We start from the raw sequence: 21,020 nt of genomic DNA, 5'->3' as shown, positions 1-21,020 counted from the left end.
TGTCCGCTGATCGATCGCCTCAATGACGAGCGATTTTGGCGAAACTGGGACTGTTTCCGCCGATAACCTGCGGCATTAAGCCAGCGTTAAGGTTACTGTCCCGTTAAGACGGCGACATGTCACCGGCAAGGCGCGCGGCCAGCGCCTCCGGCAGGCGACGTGGGCGTCCTTCCGGAGAGATCACGGCCACCGTCACCGCTGCGGCGAAAAGCAGCACCCCCTCGCGGCGGACTTCCTGAGCCAGGACGATGCGCGCACCGCGCGCTTCCCTGAGGTGCGTTTCGACCTCGAGCAGGTCGTCGATCCGGGCCGGGGCATGGAAATCGATCTCCATGTGCCGGACGGCAAAGGCCAGCGGCTCGCCGTGCGCCCCGCTCGCAAGTTCGTTGTGGTGGATGCCGCAAAGGCGCAGAAAATCCGAGCGTCCCCGCTCGGCGAATTTCAGATAGGCGGCGTGATAGACCACGCCGGTGAAATCCGTGTCCTCGTAATAGACCCGCACCGGCAGGACATGGCGCCCGGCCTCCAGCCGGCCGGCAAGATCCGGCCAGCGCGGCGCATCTTCACGCGTCGTCATCGGTGAACAGCCCGAGCTGCGGCACGTTGGAGCCCTGCGGCACCGCAAGGCCGAGATGCTGGAAGGCCTGCGGCGTCAGGATGCGGCCGCGCGGCGTGCGCTGGATGTAGCCCTGCTGGATCAGATAGGGCTCGACGATCTCCTCGATGGCATCGCGCGGTTCCGACAGGGCGGCGGCGATGGTCTCAATGCCGACGGGACCGCCGCCGAATTTCAGCGCGATCTGGTTCAGATAGCGCCGGTCGAGCTGGTCGAGGCCGGCGCTGTCCACCTCCAGCTGGGTCAGCGCCCGGTCGGCAATCGCCGCATCCACCGTTTCCTGCCCGCCGACCACGGCAAAGTCGCGCACCCGCCGCAGCAGGCGGCCGGCGATGCGCGGCGTGCCGCGTGCGCGCCGGGCGATCTCCCGCGCGCCGTCGTCGCTCATGCCGATGCCGAGAATGCGCGCGCCGCGGCGCACGATCAGCTCCAGCTCCTCGGAGGTGTAGAATTGCAGGCGGACCGGAATGCCGAACCGGTCGCGCAGCGGCGTCGTCAATAGGCCGAGCCGCGTCGTTGCCGCCACGAGGGTGAAGCGCGCCAGATCGATCTTCACCGAACGCGCCGCCGGCCCCTCGCCGATGATCAGGTCGAGCTGGAAGTCCTCCATCGCCGGATAGAGCACTTCCTCGACGGCCGGGCTGAGACGATGGATCTCGTCGATGAACAGCACGTCGCGCTCTTCCAGATTGGTCAGCAGCGCGGCGAGATCGCCGGCCTTGGCGATGACCGGCCCGGACGTCGCGCGGAAATTCACGCCGAGCTCTCGCGCCATGATCTGCGCAAGCGTCGTCTTGCCGAGCCCCGGAGGCCCGACGAACAGCACGTGGTCGAGCGATTCGCCCCGCGCCTTGGCGGCGCCGATGAAGACCTTGAGATTGGCGCGCGCCTGCGCCTGGCCGACGAAATCGTCGAGCACCTGCGGGCGCATCGTCGTGTCGATCTCGTCGCCGCGCAGTTCGGGCGAGACGAGACGGCCGGCGTCCTCGCTCATCTGGCAAGCTCCTTGAGGCCGAGGCGGATCAGCGTGGCGGCCTCGGCCCCCTCGCCTGCGCTCTTGACGGCGGCGGCCACCGCGGCGCTCGCCTGCGCCTGCTGGTAGCCGAGATTGACGAGGGCAGACACCGCATCGCCCACCGCCGTCGGTACGGCGGCGGAGGCCTGCTGCGAGGCTGCGATGGTGCCCGCATCGACGCTGGCGAAAGCCGGCGCCTTGCTCTTCAGTTCGGTGACGATGCGCTCGGCCACCCGCTTGCCGATGCCCGGCGCGCGGGCGATCTGGGCCGTATCGCCCAGAGCAACGGCATTGGCGAGTTCGGACGCCCGCATCACGCCGAGGGCGGCAAGCGCCACCTTGGCGCCCACCCCCTGCACCGTCATCAGAAGCTGGAACCAGGCCTTTTCGGAGGCGCTGGAAAACCCGTAAAGGCGGATCAGGTCCTCGCGCACCAGGGTCTCGATATGCAGCACCGCCGCCTCGCCGCGTCCGGGAAGCCCCTGCAGCACGCGCGCAGGCGCAAAGACCAGATAGCCGACGCCATGCACGTCGAGGATCAGGTGATCGTCGCCGATCTCGTCAACCACGCCCTTTAGCTTGCCGATCATGCCCGTTTCCCGGCTCCCTGTTTCGCGGCACCCGTCGAAAGCCTCATCGTGCCAGCTTCTCGGCAATGCGCGCCGCGGCCGGCGTCACCCGGTGCTGGGCATGGCAGATGGCGATGGCCAGCGCATCGGCAGCGTCGTCCGAGTTGAACGTCGCCTTCGGCATCAGGACCTTCACCATCATGCGGATCTGGTCCTTTTCCGCGTGACCGGTGCCGACCACGGTCTTCTTGACGAGGTTCGGCGCATACTCGGCCACGTCCAAGCCGTTCAGCGCCGGCACGAGCAGCGCGATACCGCGCGCTTGGCCGAGCTTGAGCGTCGCGCCCGCATCCTTGTTGACGAAGGTCAGCTCGACCGCCGCCTCGTGCGGTGCCTGCTGCCCGACAACCTCCTGCAGCCCGTCATGCAACTGGCGCAAACGATCAGACAGCGGCAGGCGGTTGTCGGAAACGACCGTGCCGCTGGCCGCGAACGTCATGCGGTTTCCCTCCACGACGATCACGCCCCAGCCGGTGCGGCGGAGACCGGGATCGATGCCGAGTATGCGAATCGGGAGTGCCATGGAACAAATCGGTAACGCCATTCGCCGCGCCTGACCAGCACGGACATGCCCGAGGGGCCGCAAACCAGCAGAAAACCGGGCCTTGGAAACGGCAAGAGCCCGGCAGGACAGCCTGCCGGGCTCTTGCATCAGCACCAGGGAGAAACGCCTCGCTCAGGCCGCCGTGAGGCGGGCCAGCGTTTCCTCGTCCACGTCGAAGTTCGAGTAGACGTTCTGCACGTCGTCGTCGTCTTCCAGCAGGCCGATCAGCTTCAGCATGGTCTGGGCCTTGTCGGCATCGACCGGGGTCAGCGTCTGCGGCTTCCAAACGGCCTTGACGGTCTCGGCCTCGCCGAGGGTCTCTTCCAGCGCCTTGGACACCTCACCCAGGTCCTCGAAGGCGCAGGTGATCACGTGGCTGTTCTCGTCGGACTGCACATCCTCCGCGCCGGCCTCGATGGCGGCCTCGAGCATGGCATCTGCAGTGCCGGCCGCGGCCGGATAGACGATCTCGCCGATACGGTCGAACATGAAGGCGACCGAACCGGTCTCGCCCATCGAGCCGCCGCACTTGGAGAAGTAGGAGCGCACGTTGGAGGCCGAGCGGTTGCGGTTGTCCGTCAGCAGCTCCACGATCACCGCGACGCCCGCCGGGCCGTAGCCCTCGTAGCGGAGCTCTTCGTAATTGTCGCCGTCGCCGGCCTGGGACTTGTTGATGGCCCGCTGGATGTTGTCCTTGGGCATCGACTGGGCCTTGGCATTCTGCACGGCCAGGCGAAGGCGCGGATTGGAGTTGATGTCCGGTCCGCCCATCTTCGCCGCGACCGTGATCTCCTTCGACAGCTTGGAGAAGATCTTCGAGCGGACGGCGTCCTGACGGCCCTTCCGATGCATGATGTTCTTAAATTGGGAATGTCCGGCCATGTCGCTTCCTGGTCTTGTCGGGAACGCCGGCGGTCTCGGCCGCGATCGCGCGCGGCCCGGACGCGGTCTCCAGGCGCGTTCCTCCTGGATTGATGTCGGGCGGGCGGAGCGGATCGGGCGCAGCCGAACCGGGTCTGCCTGCAATCTCAAAAGATCGGCGCGTTATAGGCTGCAGCAGGGAGAAAATCCAGCATCCGCTGGCGACCCCGGCAAAGCCTTTTGCCTCAACCCGCCGTCCAGAACGAAGGCAATGCCCGGGCGAGCCGGCCTCCCAGCCGCACCGGTTCCACCGCCGTGGCAAGGCCGGTTGCATCATCCACCTCGACCGCGACCCCGCAGACCGTCGCATCGCCCGTGGCCGGGGTGAAGCGGCCGGACGGGATCTTGCGCAGGAAACGGGAGATCGGCTCGTCCTTTTCCATGCCGAGGACGGAATCGTAGTCGCCGCACATGCCGGCATCGCTCATGTAGGCGGTGCCGCCGGGAAGGATCTGATGGTCGGCGGTGGGCACATGCGTGTGCGTTCCCACGACCAGCGTCGCCCGTCCGTCGACGAAATGCGCCAGCGCCTGCTTCTCGCTGGTCGCCTCCGCATGCATGTCGATGACGATGGCATCGGCCACCTGTCCGAGCGGCGTTGCGTCGAGCACCCGCTCCACCGCCAGGAAAGGATCGTCCAGGCTGTCCATGAACACCCGGCCCATGGCATTCATCACCAGCACCCTTGCGCCGTTGCGCGCGGTGAACAGGTTGGCGCCGCGCCCGGGCGCCCCTTGCGGGAAGTTCAGCGGCCGCAACAGGCGGTCCTGCCGCTCGATATAGACGAGCGTGTCGCGCTGGTCCCACACGTGATTGCCGGTGGTGACGACATCCGCCCCCGCGTCCAGCACGTCTTGCAGGATCTCCTCGGTGATGCCGAAACCGGCCGCGGCGTTCTCGCCGTTGACGATGACGAAGTCGATGGAATGGCGCTCAACCAGTCCCGGCAGCACGTCGGTCGCCGCCTGCCGGCCGCTGCGGCCGACGAGATCACCCAGAAACAGCAGCCTCATGCCCGATCGGGTCCTTCCAGTTTGACGAAGCCGCGCTCGGTCAGGATCCTGTCGAGACGGCGGTCGTGGTTTTCCTCCGGCACGCTTTCCACTTCCTGCAACGAAAAGGCAATACCGACGGTGGCCGGCGGCCCTCCGCGTTCCGCGCCGATGCGCGCGATGGCCCGGTCGTAATAGCCCCGACCGTAGCCGATCCGGCCGCCGCGCCTGTCGAAGGCGGCCAGCGGCACCAACATGCAGTCGGGCACGAGGACATCAGAGTCGGCGGGCGGTTCGGCCGTGCCGAATCCGGCCGGCACCAGCACGGTCTCGCGGGTCAGCCGGCGAAACACCAGGTCGCCGTCGACGATGGCCGGCAGGCACAGCGCATGTCCGCGTGCGCGCAGCGCGTCCATCAGGGGCCGGGGGTCGATCTCGTCGCGGATCGGCCAGAAGCCGGAGACGATGGCACCGGGCGGAAAGCCCAGCGCATCCACTGCATCGGCCAGCGCCAGGCCGCCCTCGATGCGCGCCTGGACAGCGAGACCAGCGCGGCGTCCGAGCGCCTCCTTGCGGCACAGGGATTTGCGCTCGCGCAGCGCGCGGATGTCTTGCGGAAGATCGGTGTCGGGAAAGATCAAGCGTCGCGCTCCCGGATGCGGCGGCCGAAGGGGCTGCCGACGCTCCGTCCAGGGCGACGGCGAACGAGGAAGATGACGTGGCCACCTCGGCCGTTGGAGGTTGCAATCCCGGGAAACCTACAGAGTAGGTGGGCGCCGTATACTCCAGCCCACGGGCCGGAGCAGGAACAGCTCCCTAGGGATGCGTAAGGCCCCGGGGATATGTCTCCTGACGCACCGCGCAGCCACGCCAACCCCGATATAGGGTCGCTTTGCCGTGAAATACAACACACGTTTTCGCATGGCCGGCCGGCAGGGCTGAAGCGTGCCTGCGACCGTGTGCGGTCAGGCATCCGCCGGTCGCATGGATCGCGCCAGGCCGTCGGCCAGCGCCTCGATCCGCTCGGCCGCCGTGACGATCTTGCCGGCAAGTTCCGCGTCGTTGCGCGCCGCGCTGTCCAGTGCCGCCCGCCGCGCCTCGCGCAGGCTGTCGACCTCGTCCTGCAGCGCCGCGAGCCGGCGCTCGCGCTCCGCCAGTTCGTCGGTGACCATGATCCCGGCCATCACGGTCAGGCGCAGGTCGCCGATTTCGCCGAAACTGCCGCGCAGGCTGTCGATGGCACTGTCGAAGCGGCGGGCAAGCGCGGTCAGCCGCTCTTCCTCGCCATCGTCGCAGGCCATGCGGAAGCTGCGTCCGTTGATCGTCACGATTATCTGAGCCATCGCCTCGTCGCCTCAGCCGCCATGCGTCTCGAGCACGGAGCGGATCGATTCCATTGCCGACACCAGCCGTCGCGACACTTCGCGATTGGCATCCTCCAGCCGGGCGACACGCGCCTCGGCCGTGTCCAGTGTCGCGGCCAGCGAGGACCGGTCCTCGCCCAGCCGCTGCAGCTCTTCCTGCAGTCCGCCCAGCGACATGTCGGATTCCAGCCGCCGTTGCACCGCCGCGTCGAGCCGCGAAACGGCACGGGCCAGCCGCTCGAGCGCGGCATCCACGCTGGCGCCGGACCCTGCCGCGGACGCGACCGGCCGGGTCTCGTCCCCGCCCGACTGCCCCCCGGAAAGTCCCGACGTATCGTCCATTCCACCCCCTTGTGGATTCGCTGTGCGCTCAATGGCGCCCGCGGGCGGAATACCCGCATCCGCCCTCTGCCGCTATACCATTCCTTGCCGCCCGATGCGAGATCGACGGATGCGCGCCCTTCCCCCCGGGTCTCCGGCCATCCGCTTTGTTGACTCGCCCAAGGTTCCTGATATTTGTCGAGCCGCTTCGGCGGGGTCCGGTGAAAACCGGTCGCAACCGCCGAAAAACCGATATCGCCGGCGGCCCGGACACGACCCGCACCGACCCGTCCCGAGCGGGCGCAGCACCTCCCCGCAGCGCCAGCCAGGGACAGGCCGGATGTCGGAACCGGGGCCCGTGCGGTGCCCGCATCACGGACGAGTAGCCCGCGTGGGCCGCCGACAGGGACGAACGGAATCAGATGATCGATCTCGAAAAGCACAATCGCATGGCCAATGCGATCCGTTTCCTCGCAGCAGATGCCGTGGAAGCGGCCAAGTCCGGCCACCCCGGCCTGCCCATGGGCGCGGCCGACATCGCGACCGTGCTGTTCACCCAGGTCATGCACTACGACCCAACCCGCCCGGACTGGCCGGACCGTGACCGGTTCATCCTGTCGGCCGGCCACGGCTCGATGCTGCTCTATGCGGTGCACTACCTGCTCGGCTCCGAGGATTTCACCCTCGACCAGTTGAAGAAGTTCCGCCAGATCGGCGCGCTGACCGCCGGCCATCCCGAGTTCGGCCACGGCGCCGGCATCGAGACGACCACCGGACCGCTCGGCCAGGGCCTTGCCAATGCCGTCGGCATGGCGATCTCCGAGCGTCATCTGCGCGAGACGTTCGGCGAAGACCTCACCGACCACTACACCTATGTGCTGGCCGGCGACGGCTGCCTGATGGAAGGCATCAGCCAGGAGGCGATCTCGCTCGCCGGTCACCTGAAGCTCGACCGTCTGATCGTCATCTGGGACGACAACGGCATCTCCATCGACGGCAAGGTCTCGCTCACCGACAGCACCAACCAGCTGGAGCGCTTCGAGGCGAGCGGCTGGGCGACCGTCGCCATCGATGGCCACGACCCGGCGGCCATCGCCGCCGCCCTGGCCAAGGCGCGCGAGAACGACCGCCCGACCCTGATCGCCGCCAAGACCACCATCGGCTTCGGCGCCCCGAACAAGGCCGGCTCGGAGAAGGTCCACGGATCGCCGCTCGGCGCCGAGGAACTGGCCGCGACCCGCAAGGCGCTCGGCTGGGCCCATGAGGCCTTCGACGTTCCCAGCGACATTCTCGACGCCTGGCGCATTGCCGGCCTGCGTTCCGGCCAGGCCCGCAAGGAGTGGGAAAAGCGTCTTGCCGCCGCCGACACCGAGCTGCGCTCCGAGTTCGAGCGCCGTCTGCGCGGCGACCTGCCGTCCGGTTTCGCCGACGCGATGGCGAAACTGAAGAAGCAGATCGCCCAGGACAAGCCGACCATGGCGACCCGCAAGGCCTCCGAATATGTGCTCGGCACGATCACCAAGGTGGTGCCGGAGACCATCGGCGGCTCCGCCGACCTGACCGGCTCGAACAACACCAAGACGGCCGACACTGCTCCGATCACGCCGGACGACTTCACCGGCCGCTACCTGCACTGGGGCATCCGCGAGCACGGCATGGCCGCCGCGATGAACGGCATGGCGCTGCATGGCGGCACCATTCCCTATTCCGGCACCTTCCTGGTGTTCTCCGACTATGCCCGCCCGGCCATCCGCCTTGCGGCCCTGATGCGCCAGCGCGTCATCCACGTGATGACCCATGACAGCATCGGCCTCGGCGAGGACGGCCCGACTCACCAGCCGGTCGAGCACTACGCGGCGCTTCGTGCGATCCCGAACCTCGATTTCTACCGCCCGGCCGACGTCACCGAGACGCTGGAATGCTGGCAGCTGGCGCTGGAAGCCGAGGAAACGCCGAGCGTTCTCGCGCTGACGCGTCAGAACCTGCCGCCGGTGCGCACGAGCTACGAGACCGAGAACCTGTCCGCCCGCGGCGCCTATGTGGTCGCCGACAGCGACGAGGCGCCCGAGGTCACCATCTTTGCCTCCGGCTCGGAGGTCGAGATCGCCCTCAAGGCCCGCGAGACCCTGGAAGCCGCCGGCACCGCGACCCGCGTCGTCTCCGTGCCCTGCATGGAGCGCTTCGAGCGCCAGTCGGCCGACTACCGGGCCGACATCGCCGGCTCGGCAAAGGTCAAGGTCGCCATCGAGGCCGGCATTCGCATGGGCTGGGACGCGATCATCGGTTCGGACGGCATCTTCATCGGCATGACCGGTTTCGGCGCGAGCGGCCCCTACCAGGAGCTCTACCGCCACTTCGGCATCACGCCGGAAGCGGTCGTCGCTGCGGTCAACGCCCGCCTGTAAGCGGCGGTTTCCGGCAAGATCCGGATGGGGCGGCGCACCGGCGCCGCCCTCTCCTGTCCGCCGCGCTTGCGCGGCGATCGGCTTGAAGAGGTGTCGATTAGCGGGAGATTGCCGACGTGTTGCCCAATACCGGGAAGCACCGTTCCACCCACGCACTCTGGCGCTCCGTCGCCGAGCGGCCGTGGATTCTCGCTCTCGCGGTCGTTGCGGCCCTCGTGCTGCTGCCCATTGCCGTCTGGCTCGACCTCAGAAACCTCTCCGACGCAGGCCTGACGACCCAGGCCCGCACCCTCAACGCAATGGTGTCGGAGATCCGCGCCTATTACGGCGCCAATGTCGTCGGCCGCGTCCAGGGCTATACGGGGGATTCCGTTGCCGTTCACAATTACGAGGACGTCGCCGGGGCGATTCCCATTCCGGCGACGCTGTCGCTGGAACTCGGCGGCGTGATCGCCGGCAGGGGCGGCGGCGATGTCGACTATCGCTTCATCTCCGACCTTGCCTTCGCCAACCGGGGCCCGCACAAGCTCGATGCGTTCGAGACCGCCGCACTGGCGAGCTTCCGCCAGAGCCGGGCGCCGGATGCGATCGCGACCGATTTCTCGGGCTCGCTGTTCGAGCGGCAGATCCGCATGGCCGTCCCGGTGGTGATGGGCCAGGCTTGCGTCTCCTGCCACAACACCCATCCCGAGAGCCCGAAGCGCGACTGGCAGGTCGGCGACGTGCGCGGCATCCAGGAAATCACGGTCCATCAGCCGATCGCCAGGAACCTCTTCTCCTTCAAGTACCTGTTCCTGTACTTCGCCGGGGCCGGAGCCTTCGGCGCCGCCTTTGCCGGGCTGCAGTGGCGCCAGGCCAACGACTTCCGCCGGATGAACACGGAACTGGAGGAGGCGAACGGCTTCCTCGCCTCCATCTCCATGAAGATCTCGAAGTACCTTTCGCCGCAGATCTACAAGTCGATCTTCTCCGGCGAGAAGGACGTGGTGATCTCCACCGAGCGCAAGAAGCTCACGATCTTCTTTTCCGACATCAAGGACTTCACCGAGACGGCCGAGCATCTGCAGCCCGAAGAGCTGACCAGCCTGCTCAACGAGTATTTCACCGAAATGTCGGCCATCGCCCAGGCCTATGGCGCGACCGTCGACAAGTTCATCGGCGATGCGATCCTCGCCTTCTTCGGCGATCCGGAGACGCGCGGCGCGCGCGAGGACGCCAATGCCTGCCTCGACATGGCCATCGCGATGCAAAAGCGCATGGCGGAGCTGAAGGCCCAATGGCGGCGGCGCGGGATCGAGAAGCCCTTCGAGGTCCGCATGGGCATCAACACCGGCTACTGCAATGTCGGCAATTTCGGCTCGGCGGACCGCATGGACTACACGATCATCGGCGCCGAGGCGAACCTGGCCGCCCGCCTGCAGGGCATTGCCCAGCCGGGCGGCATCGTCATCTCCTACGAGACCTGGGCCCATGTGCAGGACCGGGTGCGCGTGCGCCGGCTGGACCCGATCACGCTGAAGGGCATTCCCGGCGAGATCGTGCCCTATGCGGTCGAGGGCCTGCACCAGGTGGAGGCCGCCGCCCCGCAGACGATCAACGAGGAAGACGAAGGCCTCGTCCTGCATCTCGACATTGCAAAACTCGATGCGGAAGCCCGGCGCAAGGCCGAGGCCGTGCTCGAAAAGGCCCTCGGCGCGGTGCGGATGCGGGAGCACGGGAAGGACGACAAGACCTGAGCCATGCAGACGCATCGGCGAGATATGTTGCCGGACCCCGTTGCATCCGTGACGAGGCTTCGGTAACCAGCCATCGGGCGCCGCAAAACGGCGCTCCAAAGACCACGGGAGCCGGACAACACATCCTTGGATCGACCGGCTCGACCAGATCAATCGCCCAAGGAATGCGGTTCGCCGCCACAGGAGAGACAAGCATGACCGTGAAGGTTGCCATCAACGGGTTTGGTCGCATCGGACGCAACGTGCTGCGCGCCATCGTGGAGTCGGGCCGTACCGACATCCAGGTCGTAGCGATCAACGATCTCGGCCCGGTCGAGACCAATGCCCACCTGCTGCGCTACGATTCCGTCCATGGCCGCTTCCCGGCGAAGGTGACCGTCGACGGCGACACGATCGACGTCGGCACCGGCCCGATCAAGGTCACGGCCCTGCGCGACCCGAAGGAGCTGCCCTGGGGCGCGCTCGGCGTGGACATCGCCATGGAGTGCACCGGCATCTTCACCGACCGCGACAAGGCCGCCCTGCACCTGGAGAACGGCTCCAAGCGCGTGCTGGTCTCCGCGCCGGCCAACGGCGCCGACCTGACGGTCGTCTACGGCGTGAACCACGACCAGATCTCCAGCGAGCACAAGGTCGTCTCCAACGCCTCCTGCACCACCAACTGCCTGGCTCCAGTCGCCAAGGTCCTCAATGACGCCTTCGGCATCGAGAAGGGCTTCATGACGACGGTGCATGCCTATACGGGCGACCAGCCGACGCTCGACACCATGCACAAGGACCTGTACCGCGCCCGCGCCGCGGCCATGTCGATGATCCCGACCTCGACCGGCGCCGCCAAGGCCGTCGGCCTGGTGCTGCCGGAGCTGAACGGCAAGCTGGACGGCGTGTCGATCCGCGTCCCCACGCCGAACGTCTCGGTCATCGACTTCAAGTTCGTACCCAAGCGCAAGGTCACGGTTGCCGAGGTCAACGCCGCGCTGGTGGCGGCCGCCGACGGCGCCCTCAAGGGCATTCTCGCCTACACCGACGAGCCGCTGGTCTCCATCGACCTGAACCACAACGGCGCCTCGTCGACCTTCGCGCTCGACCAGACCAAGGTCATCGACGGCGACCTCGTCCGCGTCATGTCCTGGTACGACAACGAGTGGGGCTTCTCCAACCGCATGTCGGACACCGCGGTGGCCTTCGCGAAGACCATCTGAGTTGGCAGCAGCGGCCGGCGCCCTTCGCGCCGGCCGTCGCACATGAAACAGTCAGGCGAGCGATCCATGACCTTCAAGACCCTTGACGATCTCGGCAACCTGTCCGGCCGTCGCGCGCTGGTGCGCGTCGACCTGAACGTGCCGATGGACGGCAACCGGGTGACCGACACGACCCGCATCGACCGGGTGCTGCCGACCATCCGCGAGTTCGCCGACAAGGGCGCTCGGGTCGTGCTGCTCGCCCATTTCGGCCGTCCCAAGGGCGCCGTGATGCCGGAGATGAGCCTGGCGCCCGTCGCCGCGGCCCTGACCGAGCGGCTTGGCCGGCCGGTCGCCTTCGCCGCCGACTGCATCGGCGATCTTGCCGCCTCCGTCATCGACGGGCTGAAGGACGGCGATGTCGCGCTGCTTGAGAACACCCGTTTCCACGCGGGCGAGGAAAAGAACGACGGCGCCTTCGCCGACGCGCTGGCCGCGCTCGGCGATCTCTATGTCAACGACGCCTTCTCCGCCGCCCACCGCGCGCATGCCTCGACCGAAGGGCTGGCCCGCCGCCTGCCCGCCTATGCCGGCCGCACCATGCAGGCGGAGCTGGAGGCCCTCGCCTCCGCCCTGACCACGCCCGTTCGTCCGGTGCTCGCCGTGGTCGGCGGCGCCAAGGTCTCCTCCAAGATCGACCTGCTCGAAAACCTCGTGAAGAAGGTCGACATGCTGGTGATCGGCGGCGGCATGGCCAACACCTTCCTGGCCGCACAGGGCAAGTCGGTCGGCAAGTCGCTATGCGAGCACGATCTGGCCGACACCGCGCGGCGGATCATGGATGCGGCAGCCGCTGCGGGCTGCGAGATCGTCCTGCCGGTCGACGCCGTCGTCGCACGCGAGTTCAAGGCGGGCGCGGCCAGCGAGACCGTTTCGGTCGATGCAGTGCCGGCCGATGCCATGATCCTCGATGTCGGCGCTGCCTCCATCGACAATGTCCGCGCCAAGATCGACGCGGCCGCCACCCTGGTATGGAACGGCCCGCTCGGCGCGTTCGAGATCGAGCCCTTCGACACGGCCACGGTCGCCGCGGCACGCCACGCCGCCGCGCGCAGCCGTGACGGCTCGCTGACGACGGTCGCCGGCGGCGGCGACACCGTCGCTGCGCTCAATCATGCCGGCGTTGCCGACGACTTCTCCTATGTCTCGACCGCCGGCGGTGCCTTCCTCGAATGGCTCGAGGGCAAGGCCCTTCCGGGCGTCGTCGCGCTCGAGAATTAATCCTTTCGACGAAACAGCTTGCGCCGCGCCTTCAAAAGCGCGGCGCTTTTGGTAGAAAGCCGCCAACGCAACGCGGCGATGCTTGCAAGCAAGAAGAGGGTCTCATCGGATGAGTGAACGTCTCGAGGATATCGCACAGGCCATGGTGGCCACCGGTCAGGGCATCCTTGCCGCCGACGAAAGCACCGGTACGATCAAGAAGCGCTTCGACCAGATCGGCACGGAGAACAGCGAGGACAACCGTCGCGCCTATCGCGAGATGCTGTTCTCCAGCTCCGAGGCGATGAACGACTACATCTCCGGCGTCATCCTGTTCGACGAGACGCTGCGCCAGAAGGCGGCCGACGGCACCCCGTTCGTCGAGATGATCCGCAAGGCCGGCGCCGTTCCGGGCATCAAGGTCGACAAGGGCGCCAAGCCGCTGGCCGGCTTCCCGGGCGAGACCATCACCGAAGGCCTCGACGGCCTGCGCGAGCGCCTTGCCGAGTATTACGAGCTGGGCGCGCGTTTCGCCAAGTGGCGTGCGGTCATCGACATCAACGAGGAAGACGGCCTGCCGTCCAGCACCTGCATCCAGGCCAACGCCCATGCGCTGGCCCGCTATGCGGCCCTGTGCCAGGAAGCCGGCATCGTGCCGATCGTCGAGCCGGAAGTGCTGATGGACGGCCCGTCCGCCGCCCACGACATCGAGACCTGCTACGAGGTCACGGAGTGGACGCTGAACACGGTGTTCGCCGAGCTGTTCCAGATGGACATCATGCTCGAGGGCATCATCCTCAAGCCGAACATGATCGTTCCGGGCAAGAACGCCCCGATCCAGGCCTCGGCCGAGGAAGTCGCCGAACTGACTCTGCGCTGCCTGAAGGCCACCGTGCCGGCGGCCGTTCCGGGCATCGCCTTCCTGTCCGGCGGCCAGTCCGACGAGTTGGCGACCGAGCACCTGCACCTGATGAACGCGGCCGGCCCGCTTCCCTGGAAGCTGACCTTCTCCTACGGCCGCGCCCTGCAGCAGGCCGCGCTGAAGGCGTGGGGCGGCAAGACCGAGAACGTTCCGGCCGGCCAGGCCGCGTTCCTGCACCGCGCCCGCATGAACGGCCTCGCCGCCAAGGGCGAGTGGGCAAAGTCGCTCGAGACCGCCTGACCGGACACCGATCCGACTGGCAAGCTTGACGAGAGGGGCGGTTTCGCCCCTCTTTTGCCGTGATCGCCCCTCATTCCGGGACGGGTTCCGATTGCCCGGCCCACGAAGCGGAAGGATGCGCCGTGCACCCGCGCCTCTATCTCATTACGCCTGCGACCTTTGAACTCGACGGCTTCTGCAAGGACCTCGCCTCCGCCCTTTCCGGTGGCGATGTCGCCTGCCTGCTGATCACCGACGGCGGCTGGGGCGAGGCCGGTTTCCAGAAGATCGCGGAGACAATCGTGCCGATCGCCCAGGCGGCGGGTACGGCTGTTCTGGTGCAGAACGATTCGCGCGCTGCCGGGCGCAGCCGCGCCGACGGCATCCATGTCGACACGTCAGGCGAGGACCTGAAGCGCGCGCTGGAGAATTTCCACCCCCGCGGCATCGTCGGGGCGGGCGATATCCGCACCCGTCACGACGCCATGACGGTGGCCGAGCTCGGCGTCGACTACGTCCTGTTCGGCCTGCTGGAACGCGAGGAGGACGTGGAGCCGCACGCCAAGACGCTGCAGTTCTCGTCCTGGTGGGCTCAGATGTTCGAAACGCCCTGCGTCGCCCTGTGCGGCAGCGACCTCGCCGGCGTCGAGACCTGTGCTGCGACCGGGGCGGATTTCGTCGCCCTGCGCGGCGCCGTCTGGAACCATCCCGAGGGGCCCGAAGCGGCGGTTCGTGCCGCCAACGAGGTCCTGTCGCGCTACGAGCTGACGGAGGCGGAAGGCGGATGACCGCAGGCGGCGGACGGTTGCAGGCGGGCGCGCTGGCCATGCTGCTGCTCCTTGGAGCTGCGGCACATCCTGCCTTTGCGCAAGACGGCACCGGCACCGCACCTGCCGAACCGAAGGCGGACGAACAGCCGGCGGCAACACCTGAGCCGGCTCCCGCTCCCGCCCCTGCTGCCGAGGCACCGCCCGAGGCAGCCTCTTCTCCGCAAGCGCCGGCCGCCACCGGAGCAGCTCCTGCATCCGATCTTCCCGGCGCCGGTTCGATGCCCTCTGCCGCCGAGATTTCCGAGCGCCTGTCCGCGGTGCCGCAGCAGCCCGTGGGCGGCGACGAGAACATTCCCCTGCTCGTGCCGCCGACCAGCGTTGCCCCGCCCCTGCCGCTCGAGATCGAGGGCGAGGTCCGCGACTACGCTTATGGCGCCTTCCAGCGCGGCTGGTATCTGACGGCCCTGTCGCTCGCGACCCCGCGCGCCGAGGCCGGCGACCCTGCCGCCCAGACCCTGCTCGGTGTGCTCTATGAGACCGGCCGCGGCCTGCCGCAGGATGCCGAGCGCGCTGCCAGCTGGTATCAGCTCGCCTCCTCAAGCGGAAACACGCGCGCGGCCCTGCGCTACGGCCTCATGCTCCTCAACGGTCTCGGCGTTCCGGAAGACAAGGTGAAGGCCGGCGACATGTTCGAGCTCGCGGCCAATGACGAGATCCCCGAGGCGATCTACAACCTTGCCGGTCTGTATCGCACCGGCGAGGGACGTCCTCTCGATCCCGACCGGGCGCTGGAGCTTCTGGAAAAGGCCGCCGATCTCGGCGATGTCGATGCCCGTTTCCAGCTCGCACAGTTCTATCTCGACGGCCCTGCCGACATCCGCAGCGAGGCGCGCGCCGCATTCTGGATGGGCCGCGCCGCCCGCCAGGGCCATGTCGGTGCCCAGGTCCGTTACGCCATTCTACGCTTCAACGGCCGGGGCGTTGCCCCCGACGAGGCCGAAGCCGCCGACTGGTTCGAGCGCGCCGCCAGCGCCGGCAACCCGGTGGCGATGAACCGGCTTGCGCGGACCTATGCCTTCGGCCGCGGCCGGGAGGTCGATCTGGAAAAGGCCGCCGGCTGGCACATGGCCGCCCGCGCTCTCGGCATTTCCGATCTGGAGATGGACGGGCTGCTCGGCTCGATCGACGCGGAAACCCTGGCCAAGGCGACGGCCTTTGCCGAGCGCTATGCGGCCGCCGCCGACCCGACGGTGGTGGAGAACCCCGACAACACGCCCTGAGCCGGCGAAACCGCCTTTTTGCTTGATTGGCAACCGGAAGTGTGGTGGACAGGCCGCGCACCAGACAATGTGCCCGGCCGACGCGACGGCGCCTTCTTCAAGGACCAGGTCCGGACCGGGCTCGGCGGCCTTGGCGGCGCCGGACACGCCTGCGGCTGGGGCCAGCGGATGGCCCCCGCGGAGCGAACCGCCGCAGGACCTTTGGAGACGGAACGAGACACATGAAGATCAACGGAAACGAGATCAAGCCCGGCAACGTGCTGCAGCACCAGGAGACGCTCTGGGCTGTGGTCAAGGTCGAGCACGTGAAGCCGGGCAAGGGCGGCGCCTTCGCCCAGGTCGAGATGAAGAACCTTCTCGACGGCCGCAAGCTCAACGAGCGGTTCCGCTCCGCCGACAAGGTCGAGCGCGTGCGCCTCGAGCAGAAGGACTTCCAGTATCTCTATCCGCAGGAAGACATGCTGGTGTTCATGAACACCGAGACCTACGAGCAGATCGAGCTGCAGGCCGACTTCGTCGGCGAGCGCGCCGCCTTCCTGCAGGACGGCATGATGGTCACGCTCGAGATGCACGAGGAGCGTCCGATCGGCATCACCCTGCCGCAATACGTGACGCTGGAGATCACCGAGGCGGATGCCGTGGTGAAGGGCCAGACCCAGTCCTCGTCCTACAAGCCGGCCATGCTGGAAAACGGCGTGCGCGTCATGGTGCCGCCGTTCATCACCGCCGGCGAGAAGATCATCGTCGACACCGAGTTGGTCGAGTACGTCCGCCGCGCCGACTGATTTGCCTATCGGCCGGCGGCCCCGACTGCGCCGCCGGCCTCCCGACTTCCCCCCGAAGGGCACGCCCTCCGGTCGTCCCCCGCCAGGAATTTTCCAGGAACCGCCATGTCCCGCTCCGCCATCCTGAATGTCATGGTCCAGGCCGCGCTGAAGGCCGGTCGCAGCCTCGCTCGCGATTTCGGCGAGGTCGAGAACCTGCAGGTCTCGCGCAAGGGCCCGAGCGACTTCGTGTCGGCCGCCGACATCGCCGCCGAGAAGATTGTGCGCGCCGAGTTGCAGAAGGCGCGCCCGAGCTACGGCTTCCTGATGGAAGAGTCCGGTGTCATCGAGGGCGAGGACCCGCAGCATCGCTGGATCGTCGATCCGCTCGACGGCACGACGAACTTCCTGCATGGCATCCCGATGTTCAACGTCTCCATCGCGCTCGAGCGCGAAGGCGTGATCGTCGCCGGCGTCATCTACAATCCGGCGATGGACGAGCTGTTCACCGCCGAGCGCGGCCGCGGCGCCTTCCTCAACGACCGCCGCCTGCGCGTTGCCGCCCGCAAGTCGATGCCGGACTGCGTCATCGCCACCGGCATCCCCTTCCTCGGCGTCGGCGACCATGCTCGCACGCTCAAGGAACTGCGCCACGTCATGGGTGAAGTCGCCGGCATCCGCCGCTGCGGCGCCGCCGCCCTCGACCTCGCCTGGACGGCTGCCGGCCGCTTCGATGGCTTCTGGGAGCACGGCCTGTCGCCCTGGGACATGGCGGCCGGCCTGCTACTGGTCCGCGAGGCCGGCGGCTACGTCACCGACATCAACGGCGGCGAGAAGATGTTCGAAACCCGCTCGATCGTCGCCGGCAACGAGCAGGTCCAGGCCCAGCTGCGCGAGCTTTTGAAGAACGCTCGCAGCTGACGGCTGCCCCTGCGGCAGGACCGCCCGCCGACATTACGGCTTTTCAGGCCGGTGAAAATCACGCTATCAAGGGCTTGTCCTCAACAGGGAGAAGACAAGCCGTCATGGCGCGTGCCTATGATCCGTACAGCCTGTCCAGTCCCTGGGTCTATCTGATCCGGATGATCATCTTCCTGGCGGTGGTCGCGTTCATCGCGCTGATCCTGTACCGCCAGATCGCCACAGCCTTCATGAGCAACCCCGGTCTCAACGGGCTGATCATCGGCACCGGACTCGTCGGCATCCTGCTCGCCATCCGCCAGGTGATCCGCCTGATGCCGGAGGTGAACTGGGTCAACGGCTTCCGGCTCGGCGACCCGGGCATCGAGGTTCGGCGTCCGCCGGTGCTGCTGGCGCCGATGGCGACGCTGCTCGGCAACCGTGCCGGCGATACCATCCTGTCGCCGGCGACGACCCGCTCGATCCTCGATTCCATCGGCATGCGCCTCGACGAAGCGCGCGAGATGGCGCGCTACCTCACCGGTCTCCTCGTCTTCCTCGGCCTGCTCGGCACGTTCTGGGGCCTGCTGCAGACCGTCGGCTCGGTCAACATCACGATCCAGAGCCTCGATGTCGGCTCGGGCGATGCCAATGTCATCTTCGAGGATCTCAAGGCGGGCCTCGAAGCCCCGCTTGCAGGCATGGGCACCGCCTTCTCGTCCTCGCTGTTCGGCCTCACCGGATCGCTGATCCTCGGCTTCCTCGACCTGCAGGCCGGCCAGGCGCAGAACCGCTTCTACAACGAGCTCGAAGACTGGCTGACCACGCTGACCGACATCGAGCCGGAAGACAGCGCCGGCGGTAGCTCCGGTCTCGTCGAGCTGCGCTTTGCCATCGACAACTTGCGCAAGGCCGTTTCCGAGGGCGGAGGCGGCGCGGGGCGCAATGCCGCCGTTGCCATGGCCAATCTCGCGGAAGGTATCCAGGGCCTTGTCCAGCATGTGCGCAGCGAACAGCAGATGATGCGCGACTGGGCCGACGAGCAATCCGAGCAGCAGAAGCGCATCGAGCATCTGCTGAAGACCATGTCCACCGCCTTCGAACGGATCAAGGACGAGGCCAAATGAGCCGCCTCGCGGGGAATTGGCGCAAGATCGCCCGATCCGCCGGGCTTCCGACCGGCGGGCACCTGACGCCGAAAGGGCTCTAGACCATGGCCGGCACGCGAATGAGGCGTCGGGACGGACGGACGGACTACTGGCCCGGCTTCGTCGATGCCATGGCATCGCTGCTTCTGGTCATCATCTTCCTGCTGTCCATCTTCGTGCTCGCCCAGTTCTTCCTCGGGCAGCAGCTGTCGGGCCGCGACACCGTTCTCAATCGCCTCAACGCCCAGATCACCGAACTGACCGAGTTGCTGGCGCTGGAGCGAGCCGGAAGCCGCGATCTCCAGGACACCATCGCCACCCTCACCGCCAATCTGACGGATGCCGAGGCCGAGCAGCAGCGCCTGCAGGGCTTGCTCGATGCCTCCTCCGACCGTGCCAGCCAGACCGGCGGCGCCCTTGCCGGCATGGAAAGTGCGCTTGAGGAAGAGCGCCGGCTGTCGCAGCGCGCCCTGTCCCAGGTCGAACTGCTGAACCAGCAGATTTCCGCCCTGCGCCGCCAGATCGCCGCGCTGGAAGATGCGCTCGATGCCTCGGAAGGGCGCGACCGCGAAAGCCAGGCCAAGATCGCCGATCTCGGCCGCCGGCTGAACGTGGCGCTGGCCCAGCGCGTGCAGGAGCTGTCGCGCTACCGGTCCGACTTCTTCGGCCGCCTGCGCGAGATCCTGTCCCAGCGCTCGGATATCCGCGTCGTCGGCGACCGCTTCGTCTTCCAGTCGGAGGTGCTGTTCTCCTCCGGCGCCGAGACGATCAATCCGGCGGGCGAGCAGGAACTGCAGAAGCTTGCCGACGCGATCAAGGAACTCGCCGTCCAGATCCCGGCCGAGATCAACTGGGTCCTGCGCGTCGATGGTCATACCGATGCCCGCCCCCTGTCGGGAACGGGGCGCTTCCGCAACAACTGGGAGCTCTCCGCAGCGCGCGCCATCTCGGTCGTGCGCTACCTGATCGATCAGGGCGTCGATCCCAAGCGCCTGGTCGCCGCCGGCTTCGGCGAGTTCCAGCCGCTGGAGGAAGGCGACAGCGACGAGGCGCTCGCCCGTAACCGCCGCATCGAGCTGAAACTGACCGAGCGCTGATCACCGGCGCCCGAGGCCAGACACCGCTCGTTCCGCACCCCGAAAAAGCAAAAAGGCCGTTTCCGATCCGGAAACGGCCTTTTTTCATCGAAAATCGCTGAAATCAGCTCGAAACAATGTCGCGTGGCATCTGACTGACACGCGATGAGCGACTTAATAGTCGTCGTCGTCCTCGTCGCGGGGCTTGCCCTTGAGCGAGTTGAGCTTCGCGAACACCGCGTCGGCGTCGATTTCCTCGTCCTTCGGCTGCGAAGGAGCAGGACGGGCGAAGGCGGCTGCCATCGCGTCCTCCGAGGTGGTCTCGTCAACCGGCAGCAGCGTCTCTTCGTAGTGCTCGCCCTCGGGCCGCGGCGGCAGGTTCTTCGAGGCCTTCTCGACTTCCATGTCCAGCTCGATCTGGCTGCACAGGCCGAGGGTCACCGGATCCATCGGGGTCAGGTTGTTGGAGTTCCAGTGGGTGCGCTCGCGGATCGCCAGGATCGTCGGCTTGGTCGTGCCGACCATGCGCATGATCTGCGAATCCTTCAGCTCCGGGTGGTTGCGCACCAGCCACAGGATCGCGTTCGGGCGGTCCTGGCGGCGCGACACCGGCGTGTAGCGCGGTCCCTTCCGCTTGCTCTCCGGCACGCGGGTCTTCGGCTCCTGCAGCTTCAGCCGGTAACCGGTGTTGCCCTGCGCCTTCTCGATCTCCTCGCGGGTGAGCTGGCCGGTCATTACCGGATCGAGACCTTTGATGCCCTGGGCGGCCTCTCCGTCGGCAATGGCCTTCACCTCAAGCGGGTGGAGTTTGCAGAAATCGGCAATCTGGTCGAAGCTGAGAGACGTGTTGTCCACAAGCCACACGGCCGTCGCCTTGGGCATCAAGGGAGTGGTCGCCATGTGTAATGCCTCCTGTTCGCTCCGCCGGGAACCGCACTTGTAAGCGCAGGAGCCGGC

21 protein-coding genes and 1 other RNA gene are annotated in these 21,020 nt (G+C 67.4%); 11 read left to right on the top strand and 11 right to left on the bottom strand.

The features are described 5' to 3' along the window. Positions 1–103: 103 nt before the first annotated feature. The 10 genes from ybgC to ACVJ6E_RS13740 all read right to left on the bottom strand — a co-directional run bounded on the left by ybgC (position 104) and on the right by ACVJ6E_RS13740 (position 6,423). A complete protein-coding gene (gene ybgC, locus ACVJ6E_RS13785) occupies positions 104–577 on the bottom strand; it encodes a tol-pal system-associated acyl-CoA thioesterase (RefSeq protein ID WP_120269590.1) in 474 nt (157 codons plus the stop codon). Further along, a complete protein-coding gene (gene ruvB / locus ACVJ6E_RS13780) occupies positions 564–1,610 on the bottom strand; it encodes a Holliday junction branch migration DNA helicase RuvB (RefSeq protein ID WP_067218742.1) in 1,047 nt (348 codons plus the stop codon). Before ruvB ends, ybgC begins: the two co-directional genes overlap by 14 nt. Further along, positions 1,607–2,221, bottom strand: a complete 615-nt coding sequence (gene ruvA / locus ACVJ6E_RS13775; RefSeq protein ID WP_120269591.1) for a Holliday junction branch migration protein RuvA — start codon at positions 2,219–2,221, stop codon at positions 1,607–1,609. The genes ruvB and ruvA overlap by 4 nt, the downstream gene beginning before the upstream one ends. 43 nt (positions 2,222–2,264) lie before the next feature. Further along, positions 2,265–2,783 (bottom strand): crossover junction endodeoxyribonuclease RuvC, encoded by a 519-nt coding sequence (gene ruvC / locus ACVJ6E_RS13770; protein ID WP_067218737.1) that lies wholly within the window; start codon positions 2,781–2,783, stop codon positions 2,265–2,267. Positions 2,784–2,936: 153 nt separating this feature from the next. Then, positions 2,937–3,686: a YebC/PmpR family DNA-binding transcriptional regulator gene (locus tag ACVJ6E_RS13765; RefSeq protein WP_120269592.1), complete on the bottom strand. Its 750-nt coding sequence runs from the start codon at positions 3,684–3,686 to the stop codon at positions 2,937–2,939. A gap of 224 nt (positions 3,687–3,910) precedes the next feature. Next, a complete protein-coding gene (locus ACVJ6E_RS13760) occupies positions 3,911–4,738 on the bottom strand; it encodes a TIGR00282 family metallophosphoesterase (RefSeq protein WP_120269593.1) in 828 nt (275 codons plus the stop codon). Further along, positions 4,735–5,358, bottom strand: coding sequence for a 5-formyltetrahydrofolate cyclo-ligase (locus ACVJ6E_RS13755; RefSeq protein ID WP_491676475.1), 624 nt, complete (start codon positions 5,356–5,358; stop codon positions 4,735–4,737). The genes ACVJ6E_RS13760 and ACVJ6E_RS13755 overlap by 4 nt, the downstream gene beginning before the upstream one ends. Before the next feature lie 74 nt (positions 5,359–5,432). Continuing rightward, a non-coding RNA gene (gene ssrS / locus ACVJ6E_RS13750) (6S RNA) lies at positions 5,433–5,588 on the bottom strand. A gap of 94 nt (positions 5,589–5,682) precedes the next feature. Next, positions 5,683–6,060, bottom strand: coding sequence for a cell division protein ZapA (locus ACVJ6E_RS13745; protein WP_067218725.1), 378 nt, complete (start codon positions 6,058–6,060; stop codon positions 5,683–5,685). 12 nt (positions 6,061–6,072) lie between these two features. Continuing rightward, the gene (locus ACVJ6E_RS13740) at positions 6,073–6,423 is read right to left on the bottom strand and encodes a DUF4164 domain-containing protein (protein WP_120269594.1); all 351 of its coding nucleotides are present in this window, start codon (positions 6,421–6,423) and stop codon (positions 6,073–6,075) included. A gap of 401 nt (positions 6,424–6,824) precedes the next feature. Between ACVJ6E_RS13740 and tkt the strand changes: the two genes are divergently transcribed. The 11 genes from tkt (at position 6,825) to ACVJ6E_RS13685 (ending at position 20,084) form a co-directional block, all read left to right on the top strand. Then, positions 6,825–8,807: a transketolase gene (gene tkt / locus ACVJ6E_RS13735; protein WP_120269595.1), complete on the top strand. Its 1,983-nt coding sequence runs from the start codon at positions 6,825–6,827 to the stop codon at positions 8,805–8,807. 185 nt (positions 8,808–8,992) lie between these two features. After that, the gene (locus ACVJ6E_RS13730; protein ID WP_120269754.1) at positions 8,993–10,543 is read left to right on the top strand and encodes an adenylate/guanylate cyclase domain-containing protein; all 1,551 of its coding nucleotides are present in this window, start codon (positions 8,993–8,995) and stop codon (positions 10,541–10,543) included. A 194-nt stretch (positions 10,544–10,737) separates the two neighbouring features. Continuing rightward, a complete protein-coding gene (gap, locus tag ACVJ6E_RS13725; protein ID WP_120269596.1) occupies positions 10,738–11,745 on the top strand; it encodes a type I glyceraldehyde-3-phosphate dehydrogenase in 1,008 nt (335 codons plus the stop codon). 66 nt (positions 11,746–11,811) lie between these two features. Beyond that, on the top strand, positions 11,812–13,005 hold the full coding sequence (locus tag ACVJ6E_RS13720; RefSeq protein WP_120269597.1) for a phosphoglycerate kinase: 1,194 nt from the start codon (positions 11,812–11,814) through the stop codon (positions 13,003–13,005). Positions 13,006–13,114: 109 nt separating this feature from the next. Further along, positions 13,115–14,146, top strand: coding sequence for a class I fructose-bisphosphate aldolase (locus ACVJ6E_RS13715; RefSeq protein WP_120269598.1), 1,032 nt, complete (start codon positions 13,115–13,117; stop codon positions 14,144–14,146). Positions 14,147–14,268: 122 nt separating this feature from the next. Further along, a complete protein-coding gene (locus ACVJ6E_RS13710; protein WP_120269599.1) occupies positions 14,269–14,913 on the top strand; it encodes a thiamine phosphate synthase in 645 nt (214 codons plus the stop codon). Continuing rightward, positions 14,910–16,175 carry a tetratricopeptide repeat protein gene (locus ACVJ6E_RS13705; protein WP_199681290.1) on the top strand — a complete coding sequence of 422 codons (1,266 nt, stop codon included), beginning with the start codon at positions 14,910–14,912 and terminating at the stop codon, positions 16,173–16,175. Before ACVJ6E_RS13710 ends, ACVJ6E_RS13705 begins: the two co-directional genes overlap by 4 nt. 221 nt (positions 16,176–16,396) lie before the next feature. Next, entirely contained in the window at positions 16,397–16,960 is a 564-nt protein-coding gene (efp, locus tag ACVJ6E_RS13700) for an elongation factor P (protein ID WP_120269600.1), read from the top strand. A gap of 105 nt (positions 16,961–17,065) precedes the next feature. Continuing rightward, complete coding sequence (locus ACVJ6E_RS13695; RefSeq protein WP_067218705.1) at positions 17,066–17,860, top strand: inositol monophosphatase family protein; 795 nt, start codon at positions 17,066–17,068, stop codon at positions 17,858–17,860. 104 nt (positions 17,861–17,964) lie between these two features. Further along, positions 17,965–18,966: a flagellar motor protein MotA gene (locus ACVJ6E_RS13690; protein WP_120269601.1), complete on the top strand. Its 1,002-nt coding sequence runs from the start codon at positions 17,965–17,967 to the stop codon at positions 18,964–18,966. 86 nt (positions 18,967–19,052) lie between these two features. Next, complete coding sequence (locus ACVJ6E_RS13685) at positions 19,053–20,084, top strand: peptidoglycan -binding protein (RefSeq protein ID WP_120269602.1); 1,032 nt, start codon at positions 19,053–19,055, stop codon at positions 20,082–20,084. 153 nt (positions 20,085–20,237) lie between these two features. Here the strand turns inward: ACVJ6E_RS13685 and ACVJ6E_RS13680 are convergent, their stop codons facing one another. Then, positions 20,238–20,963 carry a DUF1013 domain-containing protein gene (locus ACVJ6E_RS13680; RefSeq protein WP_120269603.1) on the bottom strand — a complete coding sequence of 242 codons (726 nt, stop codon included), beginning with the start codon at positions 20,961–20,963 and terminating at the stop codon, positions 20,238–20,240. Positions 20,964–21,020 lie beyond the last annotated feature (57 nt).

It is taken from the genome of Stappia sp. G46H5W (assembly GCF_058448995.1).
The sequence above is the reverse complement of the archived record's forward strand: the minus strand, read 5'-3'. Positions and strand labels throughout refer to the sequence as shown.